Genomic DNA, 20,765 nt, shown 5'->3' on the forward strand with positions numbered 1-20,765 from the left:
CGTCAGGTCCATTTCGTCCCCGATCTCCGGTCCCCTTTCCTCCATGTCCTGCGCGGCCGGGAGGTGGCACCTCCCGTCATTGCAGCACCCGAACCGGGGCCCCGCACGTCCACGCCTGCCGGGGCCCACGGGAACACCGCGGGCCGCCGGCCTGTTTGCCTCGGCAGAGGAAAGAATCGACGGACCACGGAGGGGCCGAGTGGCGCCGACATCACGACCACTGCGCAAGCTGGGCTTCCTGACGATCGGGTTGTTCGACGAGGCGGACCCGCGCCAGGGGCACGAGTCCACGCTCCGGTTGATCGAGCTGGGGGAACGGCTCGGCTTCGACAGTGCGTGGCTGCGCCACCGCCATCTGCAGTACGGCATCTCCTCACCGGTCGCCGTCCTCGCGGCCGCCACGCAGCGCACCCGCCGCATCGAACTGGGCACCGCGGTCACGCCGCTCGGCTGGGAGAACCCGCTGCGGCTCGCCGAGGACCTGGCCACCGTCGACATCCTGTCCGGTGGCCGCCTCAACCCGGGCATCAGCGTCGGCCCGCCCCTGCACTACGACCGGGTCAAGGACGCGCTGTACCCGGACACGGCGGACGCCGAGGACTTCGGCTACGGGCGGGTGGAGCGGCTGCTGGACTTCGTACGGGGCGAACCGGCGACCCGCTTCAAGGGGGTCGAGGGCATCGAGGTGTTCAGCGACCGGGTGCAGCCGCACGCGCCGGGGCTGGGTCGGCGCATGTGGTACGGCGGCGGCAGCACCCGGTCCGCCCGGTGGGCAGGCGAGCACGGCATGAACCTGCTGACCAGCAGCGTCGTCAAGGCCGAGGGCGCCGAGGGCGAGCCGGTGGACTTCGCCGCGATCCAGCTCTCCCACATCCGTGCCTTCCGCGCCGCCCACCCCGACGGCGAGGCCGCCCGCGTCTCCCAGGGCCTCGTCGTCGTCCCCACCGACTCCGCGTCTCCGAAGCAGCGCGCCAAGTACGAGGAGTACGCCGCCGCGCGCCTGGCCCGCACGACGTCCCCGCAGGGTCCGGCGCGGTTGCTGTTCGCGCCGGACCTGGTCGGCACGTCCGAGGAACTCGCCGAACGGCTCTCCGCGCACGCCGCGTTCCGGGAGGTGGACGAGGTGGCGTTCGCGCTGCCGTTCAGCTTCGCCCACGAGGACTACGAGCAGATCCTCACCGACATGGCGACCCGACTGGCCCCGGCGCTGGGCCGGCTGCCCGCCGCCTGAGTCACCAGCGTCCCGGCTCGGTGCCGGTGACCGGCTCCGAGGGCTTGCCGTCCACGCCCACGGGGACGTCACCGGCGAGCATCACCCGGTGCATGATCCGGGGGTGGTCCAGGTGGGCGTTGTCGCCGGGCGCCAGGTGGATGGTGGCGCGGTTGTCCCAGAAGGCCACGCTGCCCGGCTCCCAGCGGAAGCGGACCGTGTACTCGGGGCGGACGGCCTGTTCCAGGAGCATCTCCAGCAGCAGCCGGCTCTCGGGGCGGGAGACGTCGCTGATCTGCTCGACGTAGTAGCCGTTCACGTAGAGCACCCGCTCGCCGGTCTCGGGGTGGACCCGCACCAGTGGGTGCACCGAGGCGACCTGGCGGTCCAGCAGGTGCCGCAGGTAGGCGTCGTCGCCGGGCCGGGGCTGGTAGCCGACGCCGAGCCGGTGCTCGGCGCGCAGCCCGTCCACGAACTCCCGCACCGGGGCGGACAGTCCGGCGTACGCCGCAGCGAGGTTCGACCAGGTCGTGTCACCGCCGTAGGGCGGTACGGTCTCCGCGCGCAGGATCGTCGCGGCCGGCGGGTCGATCCGGGCGCCGTGGTCGCAGTGCCAGCCGCGCAACAGGGTGTGCCGGCGGCGCTGGAGCCACTCGTCGTGCTCCATGCCGAACCGGCCACCGAGCTCCAGTCGGTCGGCGGTCGTCTCGATCTCCGGGAAGCCGGCCGGTGAGGCGCTGCCCCGCCGGGCCGGCACCACCGGTTCGCCGAACCGCCGGGCGAACGCCACATGCGCGGCGTGGTCCAGGCGCTGCCCCCGGAAGAACACCACCTTCCAGCGCAGCACCGCCTCGCGGATGGCGACCACCTGGGCGTCGGGCAGCTCACCCGCGAGGTCGACACCGGTGATCTCGGCTCCGATGTGCCCGGCGACGGGGTGCACCCCGACCTCCGCCGCCCGCTCGTCCGCCATGGCCCTGTCCGTCGTCATGCGCACTCCGTTGGTCGTCCGGCCGGCTCCGTCAAAGAGCGTGACAGCGATCTTCCGCCGTGGCGAGCCGCACCCGGCCCGTCCGGAGCGCTTCCGGTCGCGTGCCGGACCTCGCGGCGGCGGGCCCGGCCGGGCCCGCCCATACTGGCGGTACGGCACAGCAGAGCGGAAGGGTGGACCGTGGACGGCATTCCGGCGCACACGCTCAACGACGGCACGACGCTCCCCGCCATCGGCCTGGGCACCTGGCCGATGGACGACGCGGCCGCCGAGCGGGCGGTGCTCACCGCCCTGGACCTGGGTTATCGCCTGATCGACTCGGCGACGAACTACCGCAACGAGACCGGCGTGGGCCGCGCGATCGCCCGCAGCCGGGTCCCGCGCGAGGAGATCGTGGTGACGACGAAGCTCCCGGGCCGGCACCACGGCTACGAGGAGACTCTCGCCTCCTTCGAGGAGTCCCGCCGCAGGCTGGGCGTGGAGCAGGTGGACCTGTATCTGATCCACTGGCCGCTCCCCCGGGTCGGCAAGTACGTCGACTCCTGGCGGGCCATGATCAGACTGCGCGAGGAGGGCCTGGTGCGCTCCATCGGGGTCTCCAACTTCACTCCCGAGCACATCGAGCGGCTGGAGAAGGAGACGGGCGTGCTGCCCGCCGTCAACCAGATCGAGCTGCATCCCTACCTCCCGCAGGAGGAGGCCCGGGCGTTCCACGCCGAGAAGGGCGTCGTCACCGAGAGCTGGACCCCGCTCGGCCGGGGCACGGATCTGCTCGAGGACCCCGTCGTGGTCACCATCGCCGAGGGATACGGCGTGACGCCCGGTCAGGTCGTGCTGCGCTGGCACACCCAACTGGGCGCGCTGCCCGTCCCCAAGTCGGCGGACGCCGAGCGACAGCGGCAGAACCTGGACGTCTTCGGGTTCACGCTGGGACCCGCCCAGATGCAGGCCATCGCCGACCGCGAGTCCAGGCGCACCGGGGGCGACCCCGAGGTGCACGAGGAGTTCTGAGGCCCACCGCGGGGTACCCGGTGGCGCGTACGGAAGGAGTCCCGGGTGGGTGACGGCGACCGGCTGCGGACCTACCGCGGCAAACGGGATTTCGGGCGGACCGCCGAGCCCGAGGGCCGGGCGGCCACCTCCGGCGACGCCCCGCGGTTCGTGGTGCAGATCCATGACGCGAGCACCCTGCACTTCGACTTCCGCCTTCAGGTCGACGACGTGCTGAAGTCCTGGTCGGTGCCGAAGGGGCCGTCCACCGACCCGAAGGACAAGCGGCTCGCGGTGCCGACGGAGGACCATCCGCTGGAGTACGAGGAGTTCGAAGGCGTCATCCCCGCCGGCGAGTACGGCGGCGGCACGGTGATCGTCTGGGACAGCGGGACGTACGAGCCGATGAGCCACGACCGCAAGGGACGCCCGGTCGACTTCGGGGAGTCGCTGGAGCGGGGGCACGCCACGTTCCGGCTGGGCGGCGCGAAGCTGCACGGGGAGTACGCCCTCACGCGCTTCCGGGGCGAACAGGGCGACGCGGAGGCCTGGCTGCTGGTGAAGGCCGGGCACGCGGGGGCGGGCCGGGGCACTCCGGATCCACGGCGGGCCCGCTCGGTGCGCAGCGGCCGCACGCTCGCCCAGGTCGCCGCGGACGACAAGGACCTCAAGAACCACAAGGACGACGCGGAGGCCTGACCTCCGCGGCCCGGCACCCTGGTGCCCTGCCCGGCGTCAGCGCAGGTGTCGTGCGAAGAAGTCCAGGGTGGTGTCCATGGAGGACCGCCAGCGGGCGGAGAACGTGTGCCCCTCCCCCGGCTGCTCGACGAGCCGGACGTCCTTGCCCGCCGCCTCGAAGGCCGCCGCGGTCTGTTCGGACCACTTCAGGGGGCAGGTGTCGTCGGCGGTGCCGTGCTGGATGAGGAGCGGCTCGGTCACCCGTTCGGCGTAGGTGACCGGTGAGACCGCACGCCAGAACGCGGGGTTCTCCTCGGGAGTGCCGTGCGCGGCCTCGATCTCGGCGACCACCGGGTCGCCGTCGGGGCGCTGGAACCGGTCGATGTTCTCCTCGGGACGCGAGCTGACCGGCGCGTGGACGACGGCGGCGTCCACCAGGCCCGGCGCCACCACCAGCGTGTTGTACACGCCGCCGCCGCCCATGGAGCGGCCCAGCAGGCCGATCCGGTCCCCTGCGATCTCCGGGCGGCCGGCGCCGCGCAGGGCTTTGACGGCGGCGACGACGTCCTCGGTGTAGCCGAGGCGGAGGTTGACGTCGTTGTCCGCGTCGTCGTCGGAACCGGCGTGGTTGCGGTAGTCGGTGTGCAGCACGACATAGCCGTTGCGGGCGAGCAGGTCCTGCTCGCGGGCGAGTCCGCGGCCGGTGGTGTAGACGGCGGGGTCGATGTAGCCGTGCGCGAGCACCAGCGCCGGGAAGGGGCCCTTCCCCTCGGGCACGTTCATGAGACCGGAGATGGTGAGGCCGTTCGCCTCGTAGGTGACGGCGTACTGGGTGTAGGCGGCGTTCCTGGTCCGTACGGCACCGAGGCGCAGGCCGGAGCCCGTGTGTTCGCGGGCGATGAGGGCCGGGAGGGACACGGGGTCGGGCGGCTCCGGCGCCGGAGAGGCGGAGGTGGGGGAGGCGGAGGTGGCGGGGCGCTCGGTGCGGGTGGCGGCCGGCTCGGACCTCTCGGGAGCGCCGGCCTCGCCGTTCGTGCAGCCCGTCGCGGCCGCCAGCACCAGGCAGGCGGTCACGCAGGCCTTGCCTCGCAGCCGCATGGCCCCAGTATCGCGGATGTGGCCGCGTCAGTCAGTGGCTCCGGCGCCCCGGTGCGCGCGCAGGGCGGCGAGGGCCCGGTCGGCGTGGGTGTTCATGCGCAGTTCGCTGCGGACGACCTCGAGGATCGTGCGGTCCTCCGCGACGACGAAGGTGACCCGCTTGGTGGGAGCCAGCTGGAAACCCCGCTTCACACCGAACCGTTCACGGATCGCGCCGTCCACGTCGGACAGCAGCGGCATGCCCAGCGTGTGCCGCCCCACGAACTCCGCCTGCCGCTCGACCGGGTCCCCGCTGATGCCGACGGGGCGCCCGCCGGCGGCGGCGAACTCCGCGGCCAGGTCCCGGAAGTGGCAGGCCTCCGCGGTGCAGCCGGCGGTGAGGGCGGCGGGGTAGAAGAACAGTACGACGGGGCCGTCGGCGAGCAGTTCGCTCAGCCGACGGGGCGTGCCCGTCTCGTCGGGCAGCTCGAAGTCTTCGATCTTGTCGCCGACCGACGGCTGGGACGGGGCCACGGTTCCTCCTGGGGTCGCCTGCCGCGAGATCCTACTCGCCGGTAAGGCGGTGGCGGCACCCGGTGCGTGTCCCGGAATCAGGATGTGGCCGCCTCCGGGGTGGGCCGCTGCTCGGAGTCGTCGTCGACGGTCACGGCGAGGAAGTCGTCGACCATCCGGTGGAACAGCGTCGCGAGCCTGCGCAGTTCCTCCGGCGACCACGCGGAGAGGGCCAGTTGCATGCCGCGCGCCCCGACGTCGCGGATCCGCTCGATGGCCTCGCGCCCGGTGTCGGTGAGCTCGATGCGCTGGGCACGCCGGTCGTCGGGGTCGGGGACACGGGAGACGAACCCGGCGCGCTGCAACTGCTGCACCGTGCGCGTGACGTGTGAGGCCTCCACGCCGAGCCGGTTGGCGAGCTCCCCGGGGCGCAACGGCTCCGAGTCCGCCACCTGCCGCAACAACGCCACGGCCGCCCGGTCCAGCGGCACTCCGGCCAGCGCCATCAGGCGATCGTGCTGCCGGGCGCGGGTGTTGAGGTAGGTGATGCGATTCAGGGCCCGCTCGATCTCGACGATCTCGGGGGACACGGGGCCCGGGGGGAGCGGCGGAGTGGGCATGCGCCCACTTTACCATTTATTGCCTAACTCAAGTAAGTTCCGTTTCGCGGTCCGCGGCACGGTTCGCCGCCTCAGGGGCTCGGGGTGACGGGCGCCGTCCACATGGCGACGATCGCGTCGATCAGACCCGTCGCGGCGTCGTGCCAGCTCCGCCTCGGGGTCGGGGTGTTCTCTGCGAGGGCGCGCTCGCGCTCGGCGCAGGTGTGCAGGATCAGGTGACGTGCCATCGCGGCGCGCTCCGCGCCCACCTCAGCGGGCAGCTCCGGCAGGCACCGGAGCAGCCGGTCGCGGATCTCCCGCAGCGACGGCGAGGTCAGCGACTCCTCGACCATGATCCGGTACAGGGCGGGGTCGGTCATCACCTGCGCGCAGAACCTCGCGTACCACGTGGGGCTGCCCAGTTCGGCCAGATGCCCGGTGACCGGCCGCACCAGACAGGCCACCCAGTCGCGCACGTCCGTCGAGTCGCCCGCCTCGGCGAGCATGCGGGCGCGGCCCTCCTCGATCCGGGCGTCGTGCCGGGCGGCGACGGCGCGGACCAGGTCGGCCTTGGTGCCGAAGTGGTAGCCGACGGCGGCGTTGTTGCCCTGTCCCGCGGCCTCGCTCACCTGCCGGTTGGACACGGCGTACACGCCGCGCTCGGCGAAGAGCCGCTCGGCGGCGGTGAGGATCAGCTCCCGCGTCGCGTCGGCCTGCTGTGCCCGTGCCGTCCTGCCGACCATGCTCACCACCGCACCTTTCCTCCGTCGGAGCCTACGCAACAGCAGGTGGAGGGCGGTGACCGGCTCGGATCCCGCCCGGGGGCGATGGCCGGCTCGGGTCGAGCCCGGGGGGACCGGCTCGGGTCGAGCCCGGGGGAACCGGCACGGGTCGCGACCGGAGGGGACCGGCTCGGGTCGCGACCGCAGGGCAGTGGCCGACTCGGGGTCGCGCCCCGGGAGTGACCGGCTCAGGTCACACCCGGAGGGCGATGGCGCGCTCGGGTCCCGCCCAGGGGCGAGGCCCGGCTCGGGTCCCGCCCGGCGGCGGTGGCACGCTCAGGTCACACCGGGAGCGATGACCGGCTCAGGGCGCACCCGGGGGCGGTGGACAGCTCAGGGCGCACCCGGGGGGCGGTGGACAGCTCAGGGCGCACCCGGGGGGCGGTGGACAGCTCAGGGCGCACCCGGGGGGCGGTGGACAGCTTGGTTTGCGCCCGGGGCAGCGGCTCGGGTCCCGCCCCGGCGGGCAGCGGCCTGCTCAGGTCACACTCGGGCGGTGTCCGGCTTGGATTGCGCCCGGGGCGGTGACCAGCTCGGGACCCGCGCGGGGGCGGTGGCGCGCTCGGGTTCCGCCCCGGGGGATGGCGCGCTCGGGTTCCGCCCAGGGGCGATGCCCGGCTCGGGTCCCGCCCGGGGGCGGTGGCGCGCTCAGGTCACACCTGGGGGCGGTCACCCGCTCACACCCGGGAGCGGTGAGCGGCTCCGGGGGCGCCTGCCGTTCACCCAGCGGGTACGACGGCGCCCTGTCACCCCCCGCCGGGGACGGGCGGCGTTCACGCACCCGAGGGCGGTGGCTCGGGTCCCTCCCCAGGAGGCAGTGGCCGACTCAGGTCCCGCCCCGGCGGGCAGCGGCCGGCTCAGGGCGCACCCGGGGGCGGTGGCCGGCCTGGTTAGCGGCCGGGGGCAGTGGCTCGGGACCCTCGCGGGGGTGGTAACCGGGCCGGGGGCCGCGGTGGGCCGTGCGGTGTGTCGGGGCGGGGTAGCTCGCGCGGATGACATGTGCCGTGGGCGGGCGAAGCCGAGCGGCCTTATCGGGGGAGATCGCCCACCATGGGACGAGGGATCACGTCACCGACGAGGTCACCACCGTGCCGCCGCGGCACCCCCGCCCCCCAGGCAAGGGAAGAACGCACCTCATGACCATCCGCGTGTTGCTCGCCGACGACCAGGCCCTGCTGCGGGCCGCCTTCCGGATCCTGATCGACTCCTGCGACGACATGGAGGTGGTCGGCGAGGCCGTCGACGGCGCCCGGGCGATCGAGCTCGCCAGGGCCCACCGGCCCGACGTCGTCCTGATGGACATCCGCCTGCCCGGCAGCGACGGACTGGCCGCCACCTCCGCCATCTGCGCCGACCCCGAGCTGTCCGCGACCCGGGTGCTCGTCCTCGCCACGTCCGAGATCGACGAGGACGTCGCCGAGGCGCTGACGGCCGGCGCCAGCGGATTCCTCGGCAAGGAGGCCACACCGGACGCGCTGCTCGACGGCGTCCGGACCGTGGCGGCCGGCGAGTCCCTGCTCTCCCCGCTCGCCACCCGCGCCCTGATCAGCCGTTTCCTGTCCGCTCCCGAGGAGGGCGCCCGGCTCGCGTCCCCCGAGGACCTCGCCGCGCTGACCGCGGCGGAGCGCGAGGTGCTGGGCCGGGTGGCCGAGGGCCGGACCAACGCGGAGATCGCGCAGAAGCTCGCGCTCAGCCCGCCCGACGTGCGCTCCCACGTGGACCGGGCGATGACGAAGCTGCGCGCCCGGGACCGCGCCCAACTGGTCGTCATCTCCTACCAGTCGGGGCTGGCGGGCGCCATGCCGCCGCCGTCCGCGGCGCTCTGACCCCGCCCTCCGTTCAGGGGAAACCCGCGGGCGGGGTGCGTGGCGCCGCCCCGCCCCGTCGACATCTCAAGCCGTGACCCTGCCACTGATCGCCCCCATGCTCGCCACCCCCGGCGCCCTGCCGCCCGCCACCCAGGACGCACGGTGGGCGTACGAGACCAAGCAGGACGGCCAGCGCGCGGTGGTGTATCTCCCCGGCGACGGAAGCCTCGTCCTGCGCGCCAGGTCGGGAGAGGAGATCACCGGCGCCTACCCCGAACTGCTGCCGCTCGGCGGCGCCCTCGGTCCCACGGCCGCGGTGCTGGACGGCGAGGTGCTGGCCCTGGACGAACGGGGGCGCGCCGACTTCCAGTTGCTCCAGTCCCGTATGGGCCTCGCCCACTCCCCCGCCCGGGCGGCGCGCCGGGCGGCTCAGGTGCCGGTCCACCTGGTGCTGTTCGACGTGATGCACCTGGCCGGGCACTCCCTGACCGGGCTGTCCTACGCCCGCCGCCGCGCCCGGCTGGAGGAGCTGGGCCTGGCCGGACCCTTCTGGTCCACGCCGGGCGCGTTGGTGGGCCACGGCGCCCAGGCCCTCCAGGCCACCGTCGACCACGGTCTGGAGGGCCTGGTCTGCAAGCGGCTGGACTCGGTGTACGAGCCAGGGGTGCGCTCCCGTGCCTGGATCAAGATCCGCAACATGCGCGGCGAGGACGTCGTGGTGGGCGGCTGGCAGCCGGGCAAGGGACGGCTGACCGGTCTGCCCGGCGCCGTGCTGGTCGGCCAGCGCGACGCGGCCGGACGCCTGCGCTACGTCGGCGGCGTCGGCACCGGCTGGAGCGAGGCCGAACGGATCGAGCTCGCGGCGCTGCTGCGCGAGCACGCCAGCGACGTCTGCCCCTTCGACCCGGCGCCGCCCGCGCCGGGCGCGCGCTGGGTGCTGCCCCGGCTGGTGGGCGAGGTCCGCTACAGCACCCGTACCCGGGCCGGGCTGCTGCGCCAGCCGTCCTGGCTGCGGCTGCGGCCCGACCTGACGCCCGAGGAGTCCACGGCCGACCTGCCGGAACACCTCGGCTGACGTCGATTCAGCAGACAACTATTGGGCTGTCCTTCACCAGCGGGACGCCTGTGACCTCTTGGCGCGGACGGGCATTCCCGGGAAGCTGAACTGCCTTTCCCCCCACAGCCCTTGGGCTGGGCCCGAACCAGGAGGAGGACGCAGTGTCGTCGCAGAAGTCCGTCGTGCACCGCAGGAGATGGCTCACCGTGCTCGGTGGTGCCGCCGCGGTCGTCATAGCCTTTCCCGCCACCGCATTCGCCGCCCCGCCGCCGGCGCTGCCCGGCAACGCCGACAACATGGAGCGCACCTTCCAGCCGGCTTTCGATTACGACACCGACGGCTGCTACGCGACCCCCGCGATCAGCGCCGACGGCACGGTCAACAGCGGTCTCAACCCGACCGGGGCGCTGAACGGCAACTGCCGGGACGCCTCGGACCTCGACAACACGAACAGCTACTCCCGCTACAAGTGCAACAACGGCTGGTGCGGCATCGTGTACGGCCTGTACTTCGAGAAGGACCAGGCCCTGCCCGGCACCAGCCTCGGCGGACACCGCCACGACTGGGAGCACGTCGTGGTGTGGGTGCAGGACAACCAGGTCAAGTACGTCTCGACCTCCAACCACGGCTCCTTCACCGTGCACAACGCCTCGGCGATCCGCTTCGAGGGCACGCACGCGAAGGTCGTCTACCACAAGGACGGCATCAGCACGCACTGCTTCCGTGCCGCCAACTCCAACGACGAGCCGCCGGAGAACCACAAGGGCACCTGGCAGTACCCGACGCTGGTCGGCTGGAACGGCTACCCGGCGGGCGTGCGGGACAAGCTGTCGTCGTACAACTTCGGCAGCGCCAACTTCGGCCTGAAGGACGCCAGCTTCAACTCCCACCTGGCCTCGGCGAAGCCGTCCGGCATCGCGTTCGATCCCAACGCCTGACAGACGCGCTCGTGCCCGGCGGGGGCCGGTGACGGTCTATCGTGTCCGCATGCCGGTCCCCGCATTGATCCGCATCGTCTCCCGCGACTCCCCCATGGCGCTGGCCCAGGTGGCCCGCGTGCGGGCCGAGTTGACCGCCCGTCACCCCGGCGTGAGAACCGAGGTGCTCCCGGTGAAGACCACCGGCGACAAGTGGCTCGGCGATCTCTCCCTGGTCGAGGGCAAGGGCGCGTTCACCAAGGAGGTCGACGCGGCGCTGCTGGCCGGCGAGGCCGACCTCGCGGTGCACTGCGTCAAGGACGTGCCCGCCGACCGTCCGCTGCCGGCCGGGACGGTGTTCGCGGCGTTCCTGAAGCGCGACGACATCCGTGACGCGCTGGTGCATCCGGGTGGGCTCACCCTGGACGAGCTGCCGGCCGGCACCCGCATCGGCACCTCCTCGGTGCGCCGTGTCGCCCAGCTGGCCGCCACGCATCCGCACCTGGAGTGCGTGCCCTTCCGCGGCAACGCGGGCCGGCGGCTGGACAAGCTCGCCGCCGGTGACGCGGACGCGCTGCTGCTGGCCGTCTCCGGTCTGGAGCGACTCGGCCGCCAGGACGTGATCAGCGAGGTCCTCTCCCCCGAGGTGATGATGCCGCCCATCGGTGCGGGCATCCTCGCCCTGCAGTGCCGCGAGGGCGACAGCGACCTGATCGACGCGGTCAGCCTGCTCGGCGACCCCGCCACGCACCGGGAGGCGACGGCGGAGCGGATGTTCCTGCATGTGCTGCAAGGGCACTGCAACAGCCCGATCGCCGGGTTCGCGCGCATCGACCACGGCGAACTCTCCCTGCGCGCCTGCGTGTTCACCCCCGACGGCAAGATCCGTCTGAACGCGCACGAGTGGGCGGGGCGGATGGACCCGGCCACCCTCGGCACGTCGGTCGCCGTGGCGCTGCTGCGTCAGGGTGCCCGCGAGATCATCGACGGCATCCCGCACTGACGGCTCTGACCGACCGCCGTCAGGCGGTGCCCTCCTCGGCCTGGTCGCGCAGGAAGTTGCTCACCTGGTGGGCGAGGCTCTCGCGGCCGGCCCCGGCCGGGGCGCACGGGGTGGACTCGTCCAGCCCGATGCCGCCCGTCCAGAGCCGGCGGTCGGCCCAGTCGTCGTCCACCCGCATCTGGATCTGGACGTCCACCTGTCCGAGCGCCGCCTCGGGTCCCGCCCCGTACATCACCGCGGTGGCCCGGCGCAGCGGGTAGACGTCGTAGCCCTCGATGAACTGCGAGTTGCGCCAGTCCACGAACGCGCTCTCGCCGTCGGGGCCGATGCGTACGTCGATCTGGCCGTCCTCCAGGTGGATGCCGAAGCGTTGCTCGCCGCGGTTCTCCACGGTCACCCGCAGCCGGAAGTACGCGAGTCCCTCGGCCGCGTCGTCGCGTCCGCGGGGCGGCTCGGCCCGCTCAAGACCGTGGACACGAACGCGCAGACCGGCATGCTCGTCGTACTCCTGCCAGTCCCCGACCACGTTCGGCTCGTACACGCTCCACCTCTCGACCTCTCGAAGCTGCTTCCTATCCGTGGGCTCAGCGCAGTGTCAAATGGGCGGAATGGGCTGTGGCCAGGGATTTCCCGCGTGTGATCGCTGATCAAGCCGTGCGCAGGGAGAATCCGTACGGGCCTCGTCCCGGGCGTGCCGCACATCACGTCCGCGCCCCGGGTCAGCGGGCCAGCCGCCCCAGCAGTGAGGAGGCGGCGGCGATACCGAGCGCGGCGGCGACCGCCAGCACCGCGAAGTCCGTCCCGAGATGTGCGGGCGTGCCCAGCAGCAGTCCGCGCAGCGCGTCCACCTGGTAGCTGAGCGGGTTCACCTCGCTGACCGCCCGGAGCCAGCCGGGCATGACCGACAGCGGGTACAGCGCGTTGGAACCGAAGAACAGCGGCATGGTGATCGCCTGCCCGAAGCCCATCAGCCGGTCGCGGCTGAGGACGACGCCCGCGATGGTCATCGACAGACAGGAGAAGAAGGCGGAGCCGAGGACGACGGCCGCCGCGACGCCCAGCAGCCGGAGCGGGTTCCAGGTCAGGGCCACGCCGAGGGCGGCCGCGATGACGATCACGACCACGGCCTGGATCAGCGCCTTCACACCGGACGCGAAGGCCTTGCCGGTGATCAGTGCCGGCCGCGGGGTGGGGGTGACCAGCAGTTTGCTGAGGACGCCGGCGTCCCGCTCCCAGATGATCTGGATGCCGTAGAAGATCGCGATGAACATCGCGGACTGGGCGATGATTCCCGGGGCCAGATAGTCGAGGTAGGGGACGCCGCCGGTCGGGATCACATGGAGCCGGGTGAAGGTCTGACCGAAGATCAGCAGCCAGAGGGCCGGCTGGACGGCGCGGGTGTACAGCTCGGTGCGGTCGTGGCTGAGCTTCTGCAGCTCGACGACGCACATCGCGGCGATGCGGGCGGGCAGCAGCCGCCAGGCGGGCCTGGCCGGAGGCGGTCGCAGCAGCAGGCCGACATCGCGGTCAGCCGACGCGGCGGGCGGTGCGGCGGGTGCTTCGGACATCGCGGAACTCTCCTGACCTCTCGTCCGGCCTCTCGTCGAGTCCGCTGCCGGCGACGGCGCGGAAGACGTCCTCGAGGGTGGGCAGCGTGTCGGCGCGCAGCCGCTCGCGGAGCCCCTGGCGCAGTTCGGCCGGCGTACCGAGGGCCCGGACGCGCCCGCGGTGCATCAGGCCGACGCGGTCGCAGTACTGGTCGGCCTCCTCCATGTAGTGCGTGGTGACCAGCACCGTCATGCCGGTGGCGGCACGGACGGCGTCGATCTGTTCCCAGACACCCGTTCGGGCGATCGGGTCGAGACCGATCGTCGGTTCGTCGAGGATCAGCAGTCGCGGAGCGCTGACGAGCGCCTGGGCCAGTTCCAGCCGGCGCACCATGCCGCCGGAGTAGGTGCCGGCGAGCCGGTCGGCGGCGTCGGCGAGACCGACGGCCGTCAGTGCCTGGCGGACGCGTTCGGCGCGTTCACGGCGCGGCACGTCGAAGACCCGTGCGAACAGGGCGACGTTCTGCCGTCCGGTCAGCGCCGCGTCGGCGGACAGCTGCTGGGGGACGTAGCCGAGCAGCCGCCGTACCGCCGTCCGGTCGCCGGCGGCGTCGTGGCCGAAGACGCGGACCGCCCCGGCGGGCACCGGCAGCAAGGTCGTGACGCAGCGGATCGCGGTGGTCTTGCCGGCGCCGTTGGGGCCGAGCAGTCCGAAGACCTCGCCGGCGTGCACCGTGAGGTCGAGTCCGTCTACGGCCCTCGTGCCGCCGAAGGCGTACACGAGCCCCGTACAGGTGAGGGCCTCGGTGGCACCGTCGGTCATGGCTGATCGGCCTCCTCCCGCAGGGTGACGGCCAGCTTCCGCAGGGCCGGTACGGCGGCGCGCAGCGCCTCGCGGTCCGCCTCGTCGAGCAGGGCGAGCTGACCGCGCACGAGGTCGGCGCGCCGGCGCCGCCAGGCGGCGAGGCGTTCCTCCGCCGCGTGGGTGGGCAGCAGGCGGGCGGCCCGGCGGTCGGCGGGGTCGGTCTCGCGGACCAGCCATCCCTGCCGGACCAGTTGGTTGACCAGCGTCGAGACCGAGTTGCCCGCCAGACACAGCTCCCTGGCCGCGTCGGAGACACCGATACCGGGGCGCGCGGCGACCATGCGGAGCAGCTCGACCTCGGCGCCGCGCAGGGGGGCGAGGGGCATCTCGGCACGCAGTCGGCGCCGGATCAGCCGCTGGATGCCGACGAGCGCGTCGGCGAGCTCCTCCGGGAAGGTCTCCGCCCTCTCGTCGTCGCCCTGGTGCGGTCCGCCGTCGACGTCCACGGTTCGACGGTACCTCTGTGCCAGAGCTAAAGGCTCCAAGGAGGAGTCAAGCCTTGGGCACACCTTTCGACCACATCGGAGACCTGAAGTGCGTTTCGTGTGTATTCATCACGGGAAGACCTATTTGAGTGCTTCGGACAGGAGGCACGTCCGTGGGATCGCGATGTCGTTCCCGCACGGCTTCCTGTGTGCAAGGGTCCGGGCGCGCCACCCACGGTGTCTGTCCAACCGGCACCTGCTGAGGGAGGCGCGCACATGCGTACCGCCAGCAGAACGAAGCAACACCCCCACGACGACGCTCCCGACACGGCCGCCGATTTCGTACGCCTGCGTGCGCTGCCGGACGGTCCCGAACGCAAGGCCCTGCGGGACGAACTGGTCCGGGTCTGGCTGCCCATGGCGGAGCGGATCGCCGTGCGTTTCCGGGGCCGTGGCGAGGCCCTGGAGGATCTCTACCAGGTCGCCGCCCTCGGTCTGGTCAAGGCCGTCGACCACTACGACCCCGAACGCGGCCGCGCTTTCGAGGCGTACGCCGTACCGACGGTCACGGGCGAGATCAAGCGCCACTTCCGTGACCACATGTGGACGCTGCACGTCCCACGTCGCGTCCAGGACCTGCGCAACAGGGTGCGGCGCGCCACGAAGGAGCTCTCCCAGACGACCCCCGGGCGGCCCCCCACCATCGCCGAGATCGCCGCGTACGCGGACCTCAGCGAGGACGAGGTGCGCACCGGCATGGAGGCCCTGGAGTGCTTCACCGCGCTGTCCCTGGAGGCCGAGATGCCCGGGACCGACGGCTACGCCCTCGCCGACGCGCTCGGCGGGCTGGACCCGAGCTACGACATCGTGGTGGACCGGGTCGCGGTGGCGCCCTGTCTCCAGGCCCTGCCCGAGCGCGAGCGGACCATCCTCTATCTGCGCTTCTTCCAGGGAATGACGCAGAGCTGCATCGCCCAGCAGCTGGGCATCTCGCAGATGCACGTCTCCCGGCTGCTCAGCGCCTGTTTCGCCAGGCTGCGCGAGGAACTCGTCGCGGGGACACCTCGCTGAGGCGGCCGGGGGAAGCCGCCGGCGTCACTCCTCGGGCGCGCCGGGGATCTGCGTCGGACCGTGGCGGTCCAGGGCGTCCTCCAGCTCGGCACGGATCTCCGAAGGCATCTCGCCGTCGCGGCCCCAGATCAGCACCAGCTCCGCGACCGTGCGGAGCTTGGTGTTGGTGTGCTGCGAGACGTCTTTCAGCACCGCCCATCCCTCGTCCGGCGTCACCCTTCCGAGCGCCACCATCATGCCGATCGCCTGGTCGACGACGGCATGCGAGCAGACGGCCTCCTTGAGCTGGACGATCTCGTCCTCCAAGGCCCGGAGCCGGTCGGTGTCACCGGCGGGCTCGTGCGGTATTCCTGCCATTCCCCCATCCTCCCCACCGGGACTGACCACTGCCACCGGGGTACTCGGCAGGCGCCATGACCGGTTCCGGTTGGACACTGGTGTCGAACCGGTGGCTGCCGGTCGACGAGACCAGGACGACTGCCATGCAACATGACACGACACCCACGGCCCGTGCGACGGACGTGGTCTCCACGAGTGACGCCTTCGGTGCGCCCTGCTGGGTGAGCCTCACCAGCCGCGACGTGCGCGTCACCGAGGAGTTCTACACCGCCGTACTGGGCTGGGAGTGGCGGAAGGCCAAGCTCGGCGACCACTTCCGGATCGCGGTCGTCGACGGCGCGCCGGTGGCCGGCATCGCCGCGGTGGCCGCGATGTGGCAGATGGCGGTCGCCTGGACGCCCTACTTCGCCGTCCCCAGCGCGGACCTGGCGGTGGCCAGGGCGCAGGAGCGCGGGGGGACCGCGGCGGTGGGGCCCATCTCGCTGCCGCCCGGCCGGGCGGCGCTGCTCGCCGACCGCGACGGGGCGACCTTCGGCATCTGGGAGGGCGAGCTGGTCACCGACTGGGAGACCTGGCACCGCGCCGCGCCGGCCTTCATCCGGCTGCACACCCGGGACGCGTTCGACGCCGCGATCTTCTACGGAGAGGTCCTGGAGTGGGCCTCGGCGACCCGCGGCTGCTGCGAGATCAACTACGAGGGCGAGGAGGTCGTCCTGCGCAGCGGCGGCGACGTGGTGGCCCGCATCGAGTCCGGCGCCCTCGGGGCGGCTCCCGATCCGACGATCCGGCCGCACTGGCAGATCCACTTCGCCGTCGGCGACGTGGCGGCCTGTGCCCGGGCGGCGGAACACAACGGCGGCAGCGTGCTGCGTCTGCGCACCGAGGAGGCCGTGCTGCGCGACCCCGACGGGGCGCAGTTCACGGTGACGTCGCGCCGGGAGCCATGAGGGCCCCCGGCGTTCTCGCCTCCTAGGAACCCGAGGGTCGCGTGCTCCGTGACGGCCGGGACAGCAGGACGAGGCTGCGCGCCTCCACCGTGAGGGCGGTGGCCGCCTTGTGCTCGGTCTCGTCCGGTGGCCCCTGGGGATCGGCGGTGTCGATGAGGGTGGTCCAGTGTTCGCCGTACGTGCGGTCCGGCAGCCGGAAGTCCACCGGCTCCCAGTAGCTGTTGAGCAGCAGCAGGAAGGAGTGGTCGACCACGCGGCGCCCGTGGGCGTCGGGTTCGGCGATGGCGTCGCCGTTGAGGAACACGCCGACGGTGTGCGCGTCGGAGCGCTGCCAGTCCTCGTCCGCCATCTCGGTCGCGTCCGGTTGCAGCCACACCAGGTCCGGCAGCGGCTGCCCGGCGTGCCGGACCGTCTCGCCCCGGAAGAAGCGCCGCCGGCGCAGCACCGGGTGGGCGGCCCGCAGCGCGATCACGTAGCGCGTGAAGTCCCGCAGGTCCCGCTGCTGCCCGGTCAGCCGCCAGTCGATCCAGGAGACCTCGTTGTCCTGGCAGTAGGCGTTGTTGTTGCCGCGCTGGGTGCGTCCGATCTCGTCGCCGTGGCTGAGCATGGGGATGCCCTGTGACAGCAGCAGGGTGGCGAGGAAGTTGCGCTGCTGACGGGCGCGCAGGGCGAGCACCCCCACGTCGTCGGTGTCGCCCTCGGCGCCGCAGTTCCAGGACCGGTTGGCGCTCTCGCCGTCCCGGTTGCCCTCGCCGTTGGCCTCGTTGTGCTTGTCGTTGTACGACACGAGGTCGCGCAGGGTGAAGCCGTCGTGCGCGGTGACGAAGTTGACGCTGGCACGGGGACGGCGCCTGCTGTGCTGGTACAGGTCGGAGGAGCCGGTCAGCCGGGACGCGAACTCGCCGAGCGTGTGCTCCTCGCCGCGCCAGAAGTCCCGTACGGCGTCGCGGTACATGCCGTTCCACTCCGACCACAGCGGCGGGAAGTTGCCCACCTGGTAGCCGCCCTCCCCCACGTCCCAGGGTTCGGCGATCAGCTTGACCCTGCTGATGACGGGGTCCTGCTGGATCAGGTCGAAGAACGCCGACAGCCGGTCCACCTCGTGGAACTGCCGCGCCAGCGTGGCCGCGAGGTCGAAGCGGAAGCCGTCGACGTGCATCTCGGTGACCCAGTACCGCAGCGAGTCCATGATCAGCTGGAGCACGTAGGGGTGGCGCATGAGCAGGCTGTTGCCGGTGCCCGTGGTGTCGTAGTAGTGCCGCCAGTCGCCGTCGACGAGGCGGTAGTACGAGGAGTTGTCGATGCCGCGGAAGGAGAGCGTGGGGCCCTTCTCGTTGCCCTCGGCGGTGTGGTTGTAGACCACGTCGAGGATGACTTCGAGCCCGGCCGCGTGCAGCGCCTTGACCATGGACTTGAACTCGGTGACCTGCTGGCCCCGGGTGCCGTGCGCCGCGTAGGCGTTGTGCGGCGCGAAGAAGCCGATCGTGTTGTAGCCCCAGTAGTTGGCCAGCCCACGGTCCTGGAGCACGCCGTCCTGCACGAACTGGTGCACCGGCATCAGCTCGACGGCCGTCACCCCCAGCGAGGTGAGGTGGTCGACGACGGCGGGGTGGGCGAGCCCCGCGTAGGTGCCGCGCAGCTCCGGCGGCACGTCCGGGTGGGTGCGGGTCAGCCCGCGCACGTGCGCCTCGTAGATCACCGTGTCGGCGTACGGCCGTCCGAGGGGGCGGTCGCCGCCCCAGTCGAACGCCGGGTCGGTCACCACGCCCAGCATGGTGTGCCCGGCACTGTCGGCCGGGTCGGGACCGGAGGCCGCGCGCTCGTACAGCGAGGCGTGGTTGTCGAACTGCCCGTCCACGGCCTTGGCGTAGGGGTCGAGCAGCAGCTTCGCCGGGTTGCAGCGCTGCCCGGCGGACGGGTGCCAGGGACCGTGCACCCGGTAGCCGTAGCGCTGGCCGGGCTTCACGTCGGGCAGGTAGCCGTGCCAGACGAAGCCGTCGACCTCGGTCAGGGGGACGTCGCGATGGGTGCCGCGCTCGTCCACCAGGACGAGGTCGACACGTTCGGCGACCTCGCTGAACAGCGCGAAGTTCGTGCCCTTGCCGTCGTGGGACGCGCCCAAGGGATAGGGGTGCCCGCTCCACGCGGGCACCCCTTCCTTGCCGTTCGGCTTCTTCTTCGTCACCGCGCGTCCTCCAGGGCGCCGTCGGCCGGCAGTAGCGGCGTGGCGAGGGCGGCGACCGGCATCGCGCGGGGCACCTGCAGCCCCTCGCGCAGATCGGGGGCGGGCGCCTTCGGCACCAGCGGGACGCGCTCGCCGGCGCGGGCCCGCTGGGAGAACCAGATGACCTTGCTGCCGGTCGCGGTGGCGCAGCAGCCCCAGCCGTCGCTCATCGCGGCGATGTGCTCCAGACACGCCCGCAGGTCGAGGTCGGGGCGGAGTTGCTGGTCGTTGTCACCGACGGCGGTGATCAGGTGCTGGCCGTTCCACCACATCTCGATCGACGTGTGCTTGTCCGTCGCGTGCTCGTCGATGGCCTGCAGCAGCAGTTCGAGGCTGCCGCAGACGGGCTTGACCAGCGGGTCGAGGTCCCAGTACTTCAGGTGGGCCGCGAGGATGCGGCTCACCTGTCCTACGCGTTCCGGGCTGACTTCCACATCGAGGTGGTAGTAGCAGGGCACTGCGGTCTTCATCGTGGCTCCTCACCGGCGAGGCTCTCGCACCCTCGCCCTCGCAAGCCGATCCCCGAACACGAAGCGTGAGCACTGATCGCTTCCGAGTCACCACAACAGTGCGGCTGCTAGCCCATTCGTGCAACACGAGCGCACCACCGTGATGGTTGAAGCTCTAACAAGACGCTGGGTCGCCGTACGTGCACCATGAGTGAAGGTGCCTCGATCGCCGTAACGGATCCGTGCCCCCTCGCGGGAACGGCCGCCGGCCCGACCGTCGGGAACGTGCCCATCGAGCGCCCGGAAGGTGAACGGCGCCATGCTGCTACCCGCCAGAGCCGAAGTCACGCGGCAGCTGCGGCGGTACCGGGCCTGGGAGCGTGCGACGCTCGCGGCCCCCACCGACAGCGCGGTGCGGACCGGCTTCGAGGACTCGGGCTACACCCTCTGCGTGCTGATGGGAAAGCGCTGCGCGCGTGAGGCCGTCGAGGCGGCCGAGCGCTATCTGCGCACCACGCCGACCGTCTACCTGCGGGACGAGACCTGCCGACCGCGTCCGAGCCGCATACCCCGCAGGGGTTCTCCCCCGGGACGGCGTTCCCGGGCGGGGCTCTAGCCCCCTTTCAGGTGCAGTATCCCGAGCCGGGCCGAGGGGCCCGGCTTTGAGTACGACGGAGGTGAGACCCATGAGTACGACTGAGGCCATCGGCCGCATTCCGGTCCGGGACGTCCATCCCGCCGTGGAGTGCGGCAGGCGCCCGGCGAAGGCCGTGCCCCAGGAGACGTTCCAGGTCACGGCCACCGTGTTCCGCGAGGGGCATGACGCGGTCGCAGCCAATGTCGTCCTGCGGGATCCCGAGGGCCGCCCCGGTCCCTGGACACCGATGCGCGAACTGGCCCCCGGCACCGACCGCTGGGGCGCCGAGGTCACCCCGGACGCCGTGGGTCTGTGGACGTACTCCGTCGAGGCGTGGAGCGATCCTGTCAGCACCTGGCGCCACACCGCCGGGATCAAGGTGCCCGCGGGCATCGACACCGGGCTGGTCCTGGAAGAGGGCGCCGAACTCTACGAGCGGGCCGCCGCCGGCGTGCCCGAGCACGCGGGGCGCGAGGTCCTGCTGACGGCGGCGCGGACCCTGCGCGACGACTCCCTGCCGGTCGCCACCCGCCTCGCGGCGGCGCTGACGCCGGAGGTGGACGGGGTGCTCGGGCGGTGTCCGCTGCGGGAGTTGGTGACGGCGTCGGATCCGTTGCCGCTGCTGGTGGAGCGGGA

General features: G+C 72.4%; 23 protein-coding genes. 11 read left to right on the plus strand and 12 right to left on the minus strand.

Going from position 1 to position 20,765, the window contains the following annotated elements; genetic code table 11:
* The first annotated feature begins 199 nt into the window (after positions 1-199).
* Entirely contained in the window at positions 200-1,231 is a 1,032-nt protein-coding gene (locus ACZ7LV_RS18370; RefSeq protein WP_471940446.1) for an LLM class flavin-dependent oxidoreductase, read from the plus strand.
* A gap of 1 nt (position 1,232) precedes the next feature.
* Here the strand turns inward: ACZ7LV_RS18370 and ACZ7LV_RS18375 are convergent, their stop codons facing one another.
* Positions 1,233-2,201 carry a TauD/TfdA dioxygenase family protein gene (locus ACZ7LV_RS18375; protein WP_471940447.1) on the minus strand — a complete coding sequence of 323 codons (969 nt, stop codon included), beginning with the start codon at positions 2,199-2,201 and terminating at the stop codon, positions 1,233-1,235.
* 180 nt (positions 2,202-2,381) lie between these two features.
* On the opposite strand from ACZ7LV_RS18375, the gene ACZ7LV_RS18380 reads away from it, so the two are divergent.
* Both ACZ7LV_RS18380 and ACZ7LV_RS18385 read left to right on the plus strand, forming a co-directional pair.
* Positions 2,382-3,212, plus strand: coding sequence for an aldo/keto reductase (locus ACZ7LV_RS18380; RefSeq protein ID WP_471940448.1), 831 nt, complete (start codon positions 2,382-2,384; stop codon positions 3,210-3,212).
* A 45-nt stretch (positions 3,213-3,257) separates the two neighbouring features.
* On the plus strand, positions 3,258-3,890 hold the full coding sequence (locus ACZ7LV_RS18385; protein WP_471940450.1) for a DNA polymerase ligase N-terminal domain-containing protein: 633 nt from the start codon (positions 3,258-3,260) through the stop codon (positions 3,888-3,890).
* Positions 3,891-3,926: 36 nt separating this feature from the next.
* Here the strand turns inward: ACZ7LV_RS18385 and ACZ7LV_RS18390 are convergent, their stop codons facing one another.
* From ACZ7LV_RS18390 to ACZ7LV_RS18405, 4 genes are all read right to left on the minus strand, one after another.
* The gene (locus ACZ7LV_RS18390; protein ID WP_471940451.1) at positions 3,927-4,967 is read right to left on the minus strand and encodes an alpha/beta hydrolase family protein; all 1,041 of its coding nucleotides are present in this window, start codon (positions 4,965-4,967) and stop codon (positions 3,927-3,929) included.
* Between the two features lie 27 nt (positions 4,968-4,994).
* Positions 4,995-5,480, minus strand: a complete 486-nt coding sequence (locus ACZ7LV_RS18395) for a peroxiredoxin (protein ID WP_471940452.1) — start codon at positions 5,478-5,480, stop codon at positions 4,995-4,997.
* Between the two features lie 77 nt (positions 5,481-5,557).
* Positions 5,558-6,079: a MarR family winged helix-turn-helix transcriptional regulator gene (locus tag ACZ7LV_RS18400; RefSeq protein WP_471940454.1), complete on the minus strand. Its 522-nt coding sequence runs from the start codon at positions 6,077-6,079 to the stop codon at positions 5,558-5,560.
* A 71-nt stretch (positions 6,080-6,150) separates the two neighbouring features.
* A complete protein-coding gene (locus ACZ7LV_RS18405; RefSeq protein WP_471940504.1) occupies positions 6,151-6,801 on the minus strand; it encodes a TetR/AcrR family transcriptional regulator in 651 nt (216 codons plus the stop codon).
* Positions 6,802-7,976: 1,175 nt separating this feature from the next.
* Here ACZ7LV_RS18405 and ACZ7LV_RS18410 point away from each other — a divergent pair.
* From ACZ7LV_RS18410 to hemC, 4 genes are all read left to right on the plus strand, one after another.
* On the plus strand, positions 7,977-8,666 hold the full coding sequence (locus tag ACZ7LV_RS18410; protein ID WP_471940455.1) for a response regulator: 690 nt from the start codon (positions 7,977-7,979) through the stop codon (positions 8,664-8,666).
* Positions 8,667-8,739: 73 nt separating this feature from the next.
* Positions 8,740-9,723 carry an ATP-dependent DNA ligase gene (locus ACZ7LV_RS18415; RefSeq protein WP_471940456.1) on the plus strand — a complete coding sequence of 328 codons (984 nt, stop codon included), beginning with the start codon at positions 8,740-8,742 and terminating at the stop codon, positions 9,721-9,723.
* A 143-nt stretch (positions 9,724-9,866) separates the two neighbouring features.
* Positions 9,867-10,643, plus strand: coding sequence for an NPP1 family protein (locus ACZ7LV_RS18420; protein ID WP_471940458.1), 777 nt, complete (start codon positions 9,867-9,869; stop codon positions 10,641-10,643).
* 49 nt (positions 10,644-10,692) lie between these two features.
* On the plus strand, positions 10,693-11,625 hold the full coding sequence (hemC, locus tag ACZ7LV_RS18425; RefSeq protein ID WP_471940459.1) for a hydroxymethylbilane synthase: 933 nt from the start codon (positions 10,693-10,695) through the stop codon (positions 11,623-11,625).
* Positions 11,626-11,644: 19 nt separating this feature from the next.
* Here the strand turns inward: hemC and ACZ7LV_RS18430 are convergent, their stop codons facing one another.
* From ACZ7LV_RS18430 to ACZ7LV_RS18445, 4 genes are all read right to left on the minus strand, one after another.
* Complete coding sequence (locus ACZ7LV_RS18430) at positions 11,645-12,166, minus strand: hypothetical protein (protein ID WP_471940460.1); 522 nt, start codon at positions 12,164-12,166, stop codon at positions 11,645-11,647.
* A 178-nt stretch (positions 12,167-12,344) separates the two neighbouring features.
* Positions 12,345-13,193 (minus strand): ABC transporter permease, encoded by an 849-nt coding sequence (locus ACZ7LV_RS18435; protein ID WP_471940462.1) that lies wholly within the window; start codon positions 13,191-13,193, stop codon positions 12,345-12,347.
* On the minus strand, positions 13,153-13,995 hold the full coding sequence (locus ACZ7LV_RS18440; protein WP_471940463.1) for an ABC transporter ATP-binding protein: 843 nt from the start codon (positions 13,993-13,995) through the stop codon (positions 13,153-13,155). The genes ACZ7LV_RS18435 and ACZ7LV_RS18440 overlap by 41 nt, the downstream gene beginning before the upstream one ends.
* The gene (locus ACZ7LV_RS18445) at positions 13,992-14,483 is read right to left on the minus strand and encodes a MarR family winged helix-turn-helix transcriptional regulator (protein ID WP_471940465.1); all 492 of its coding nucleotides are present in this window, start codon (positions 14,481-14,483) and stop codon (positions 13,992-13,994) included. Before ACZ7LV_RS18445 ends, ACZ7LV_RS18440 begins: the two co-directional genes overlap by 4 nt.
* A gap of 255 nt (positions 14,484-14,738) precedes the next feature.
* Here ACZ7LV_RS18445 and ACZ7LV_RS18450 point away from each other — a divergent pair, with 255 nt between their 5' ends.
* Entirely contained in the window at positions 14,739-15,533 is a 795-nt protein-coding gene (locus tag ACZ7LV_RS18450; protein WP_401670795.1) for an RNA polymerase sigma factor SigF, read from the plus strand.
* 24 nt (positions 15,534-15,557) lie between these two features.
* Here ACZ7LV_RS18450 and ACZ7LV_RS18455 read toward each other — a convergent pair whose 3' ends face one another.
* Positions 15,558-15,890, minus strand: coding sequence for an ANTAR domain-containing protein (locus tag ACZ7LV_RS18455; protein ID WP_471940467.1), 333 nt, complete (start codon positions 15,888-15,890; stop codon positions 15,558-15,560).
* A 125-nt stretch (positions 15,891-16,015) separates the two neighbouring features.
* Between ACZ7LV_RS18455 and ACZ7LV_RS18460 the strand changes: the two genes are divergently transcribed.
* The gene (locus ACZ7LV_RS18460; RefSeq protein ID WP_471940468.1) at positions 16,016-16,819 is read left to right on the plus strand and encodes a VOC family protein; all 804 of its coding nucleotides are present in this window, start codon (positions 16,016-16,018) and stop codon (positions 16,817-16,819) included.
* 22 nt (positions 16,820-16,841) lie between these two features.
* Here ACZ7LV_RS18460 and glgX read toward each other — a convergent pair whose 3' ends face one another.
* Complete coding sequence (gene glgX, locus ACZ7LV_RS18465) at positions 16,842-19,004, minus strand: glycogen debranching protein GlgX (protein ID WP_471940470.1); 2,163 nt, start codon at positions 19,002-19,004, stop codon at positions 16,842-16,844.
* The gene (locus tag ACZ7LV_RS18470; protein WP_471940472.1) at positions 19,001-19,513 is read right to left on the minus strand and encodes a pep a2; all 513 of its coding nucleotides are present in this window, start codon (positions 19,511-19,513) and stop codon (positions 19,001-19,003) included. The genes glgX and ACZ7LV_RS18470 overlap by 4 nt, the downstream gene beginning before the upstream one ends.
* Before the next feature lie 298 nt (positions 19,514-19,811).
* Here ACZ7LV_RS18470 and ACZ7LV_RS18475 point away from each other — a divergent pair, with 298 nt between their 5' ends.
* Together ACZ7LV_RS18475 and ACZ7LV_RS18480 are read left to right on the plus strand one after the other, a co-directional pair.
* A complete protein-coding gene (locus ACZ7LV_RS18475) occupies positions 19,812-20,108 on the plus strand; it encodes a DUF5133 domain-containing protein (protein WP_471940474.1) in 297 nt (98 codons plus the stop codon).
* 70 nt (positions 20,109-20,178) lie between these two features.
* Positions 20,179-20,765, plus strand: a 587-nt coding sequence (locus tag ACZ7LV_RS18480; RefSeq protein WP_471940476.1) for a maltotransferase domain-containing protein, incomplete at its 3' end; no start/stop codon positions are given.

This window comes from Streptomyces sp. NPDC107562 (genome assembly GCF_055657325.1).

What these genes read in the sequence shown, in the direction of transcription:
- ACZ7LV_RS18375 (WP_471940447.1), bottom strand. Translation starts at nt 2,201, where the DNA reads ATGACGACGGACAGGGCCATGGCGGACGAGCGGGCGGCGGAGGTCGGG.
- ACZ7LV_RS18390 (WP_471940451.1), bottom strand. Translation starts at nt 4,967, where the DNA reads ATGCGGCTGCGAGGCAAGGCCTGCGTGACCGCCTGCCTGGTGCTGGCG.
- ACZ7LV_RS18400 (WP_471940454.1), bottom strand. Translation starts at nt 6,079, where the DNA reads ATGCCCACTCCGCCGCTCCCCCCGGGCCCCGTGTCCCCCGAGATCGTC.
- ACZ7LV_RS18405 (WP_471940504.1), bottom strand. Translation starts at nt 6,801, where the DNA reads ATGGTCGGCAGGACGGCACGGGCACAGCAGGCCGACGCGACGCGGGAG.
- ACZ7LV_RS18410 (WP_471940455.1), top strand. Translation starts at nt 7,977, where the DNA reads ATGACCATCCGCGTGTTGCTCGCCGACGACCAGGCCCTGCTGCGGGCC.
- hemC (WP_471940459.1), top strand. Translation starts at nt 10,693, where the DNA reads ATGCCGGTCCCCGCATTGATCCGCATCGTCTCCCGCGACTCCCCCATG.
- ACZ7LV_RS18435 (WP_471940462.1), bottom strand. Translation starts at nt 13,193, where the DNA reads ATGTCCGAAGCACCCGCCGCACCGCCCGCCGCGTCGGCTGACCGCGAT.
- ACZ7LV_RS18440 (WP_471940463.1), bottom strand. Translation starts at nt 13,995, where the DNA reads ATGACCGACGGTGCCACCGAGGCCCTCACCTGTACGGGGCTCGTGTAC.
- ACZ7LV_RS18450 (WP_401670795.1), top strand. Translation starts at nt 14,739, where the DNA reads ATGCGTACCGCCAGCAGAACGAAGCAACACCCCCACGACGACGCTCCC.
- ACZ7LV_RS18455 (WP_471940467.1), bottom strand. Translation starts at nt 15,890, where the DNA reads ATGGCAGGAATACCGCACGAGCCCGCCGGTGACACCGACCGGCTCCGG.
- ACZ7LV_RS18460 (WP_471940468.1), top strand. Translation starts at nt 16,016, where the DNA reads ATGCAACATGACACGACACCCACGGCCCGTGCGACGGACGTGGTCTCC.
- ACZ7LV_RS18470 (WP_471940472.1), bottom strand. Translation starts at nt 19,513, where the DNA reads ATGAAGACCGCAGTGCCCTGCTACTACCACCTCGATGTGGAAGTCAGC.
- ACZ7LV_RS18475 (WP_471940474.1), top strand. Translation starts at nt 19,812, where the DNA reads ATGCTGCTACCCGCCAGAGCCGAAGTCACGCGGCAGCTGCGGCGGTAC.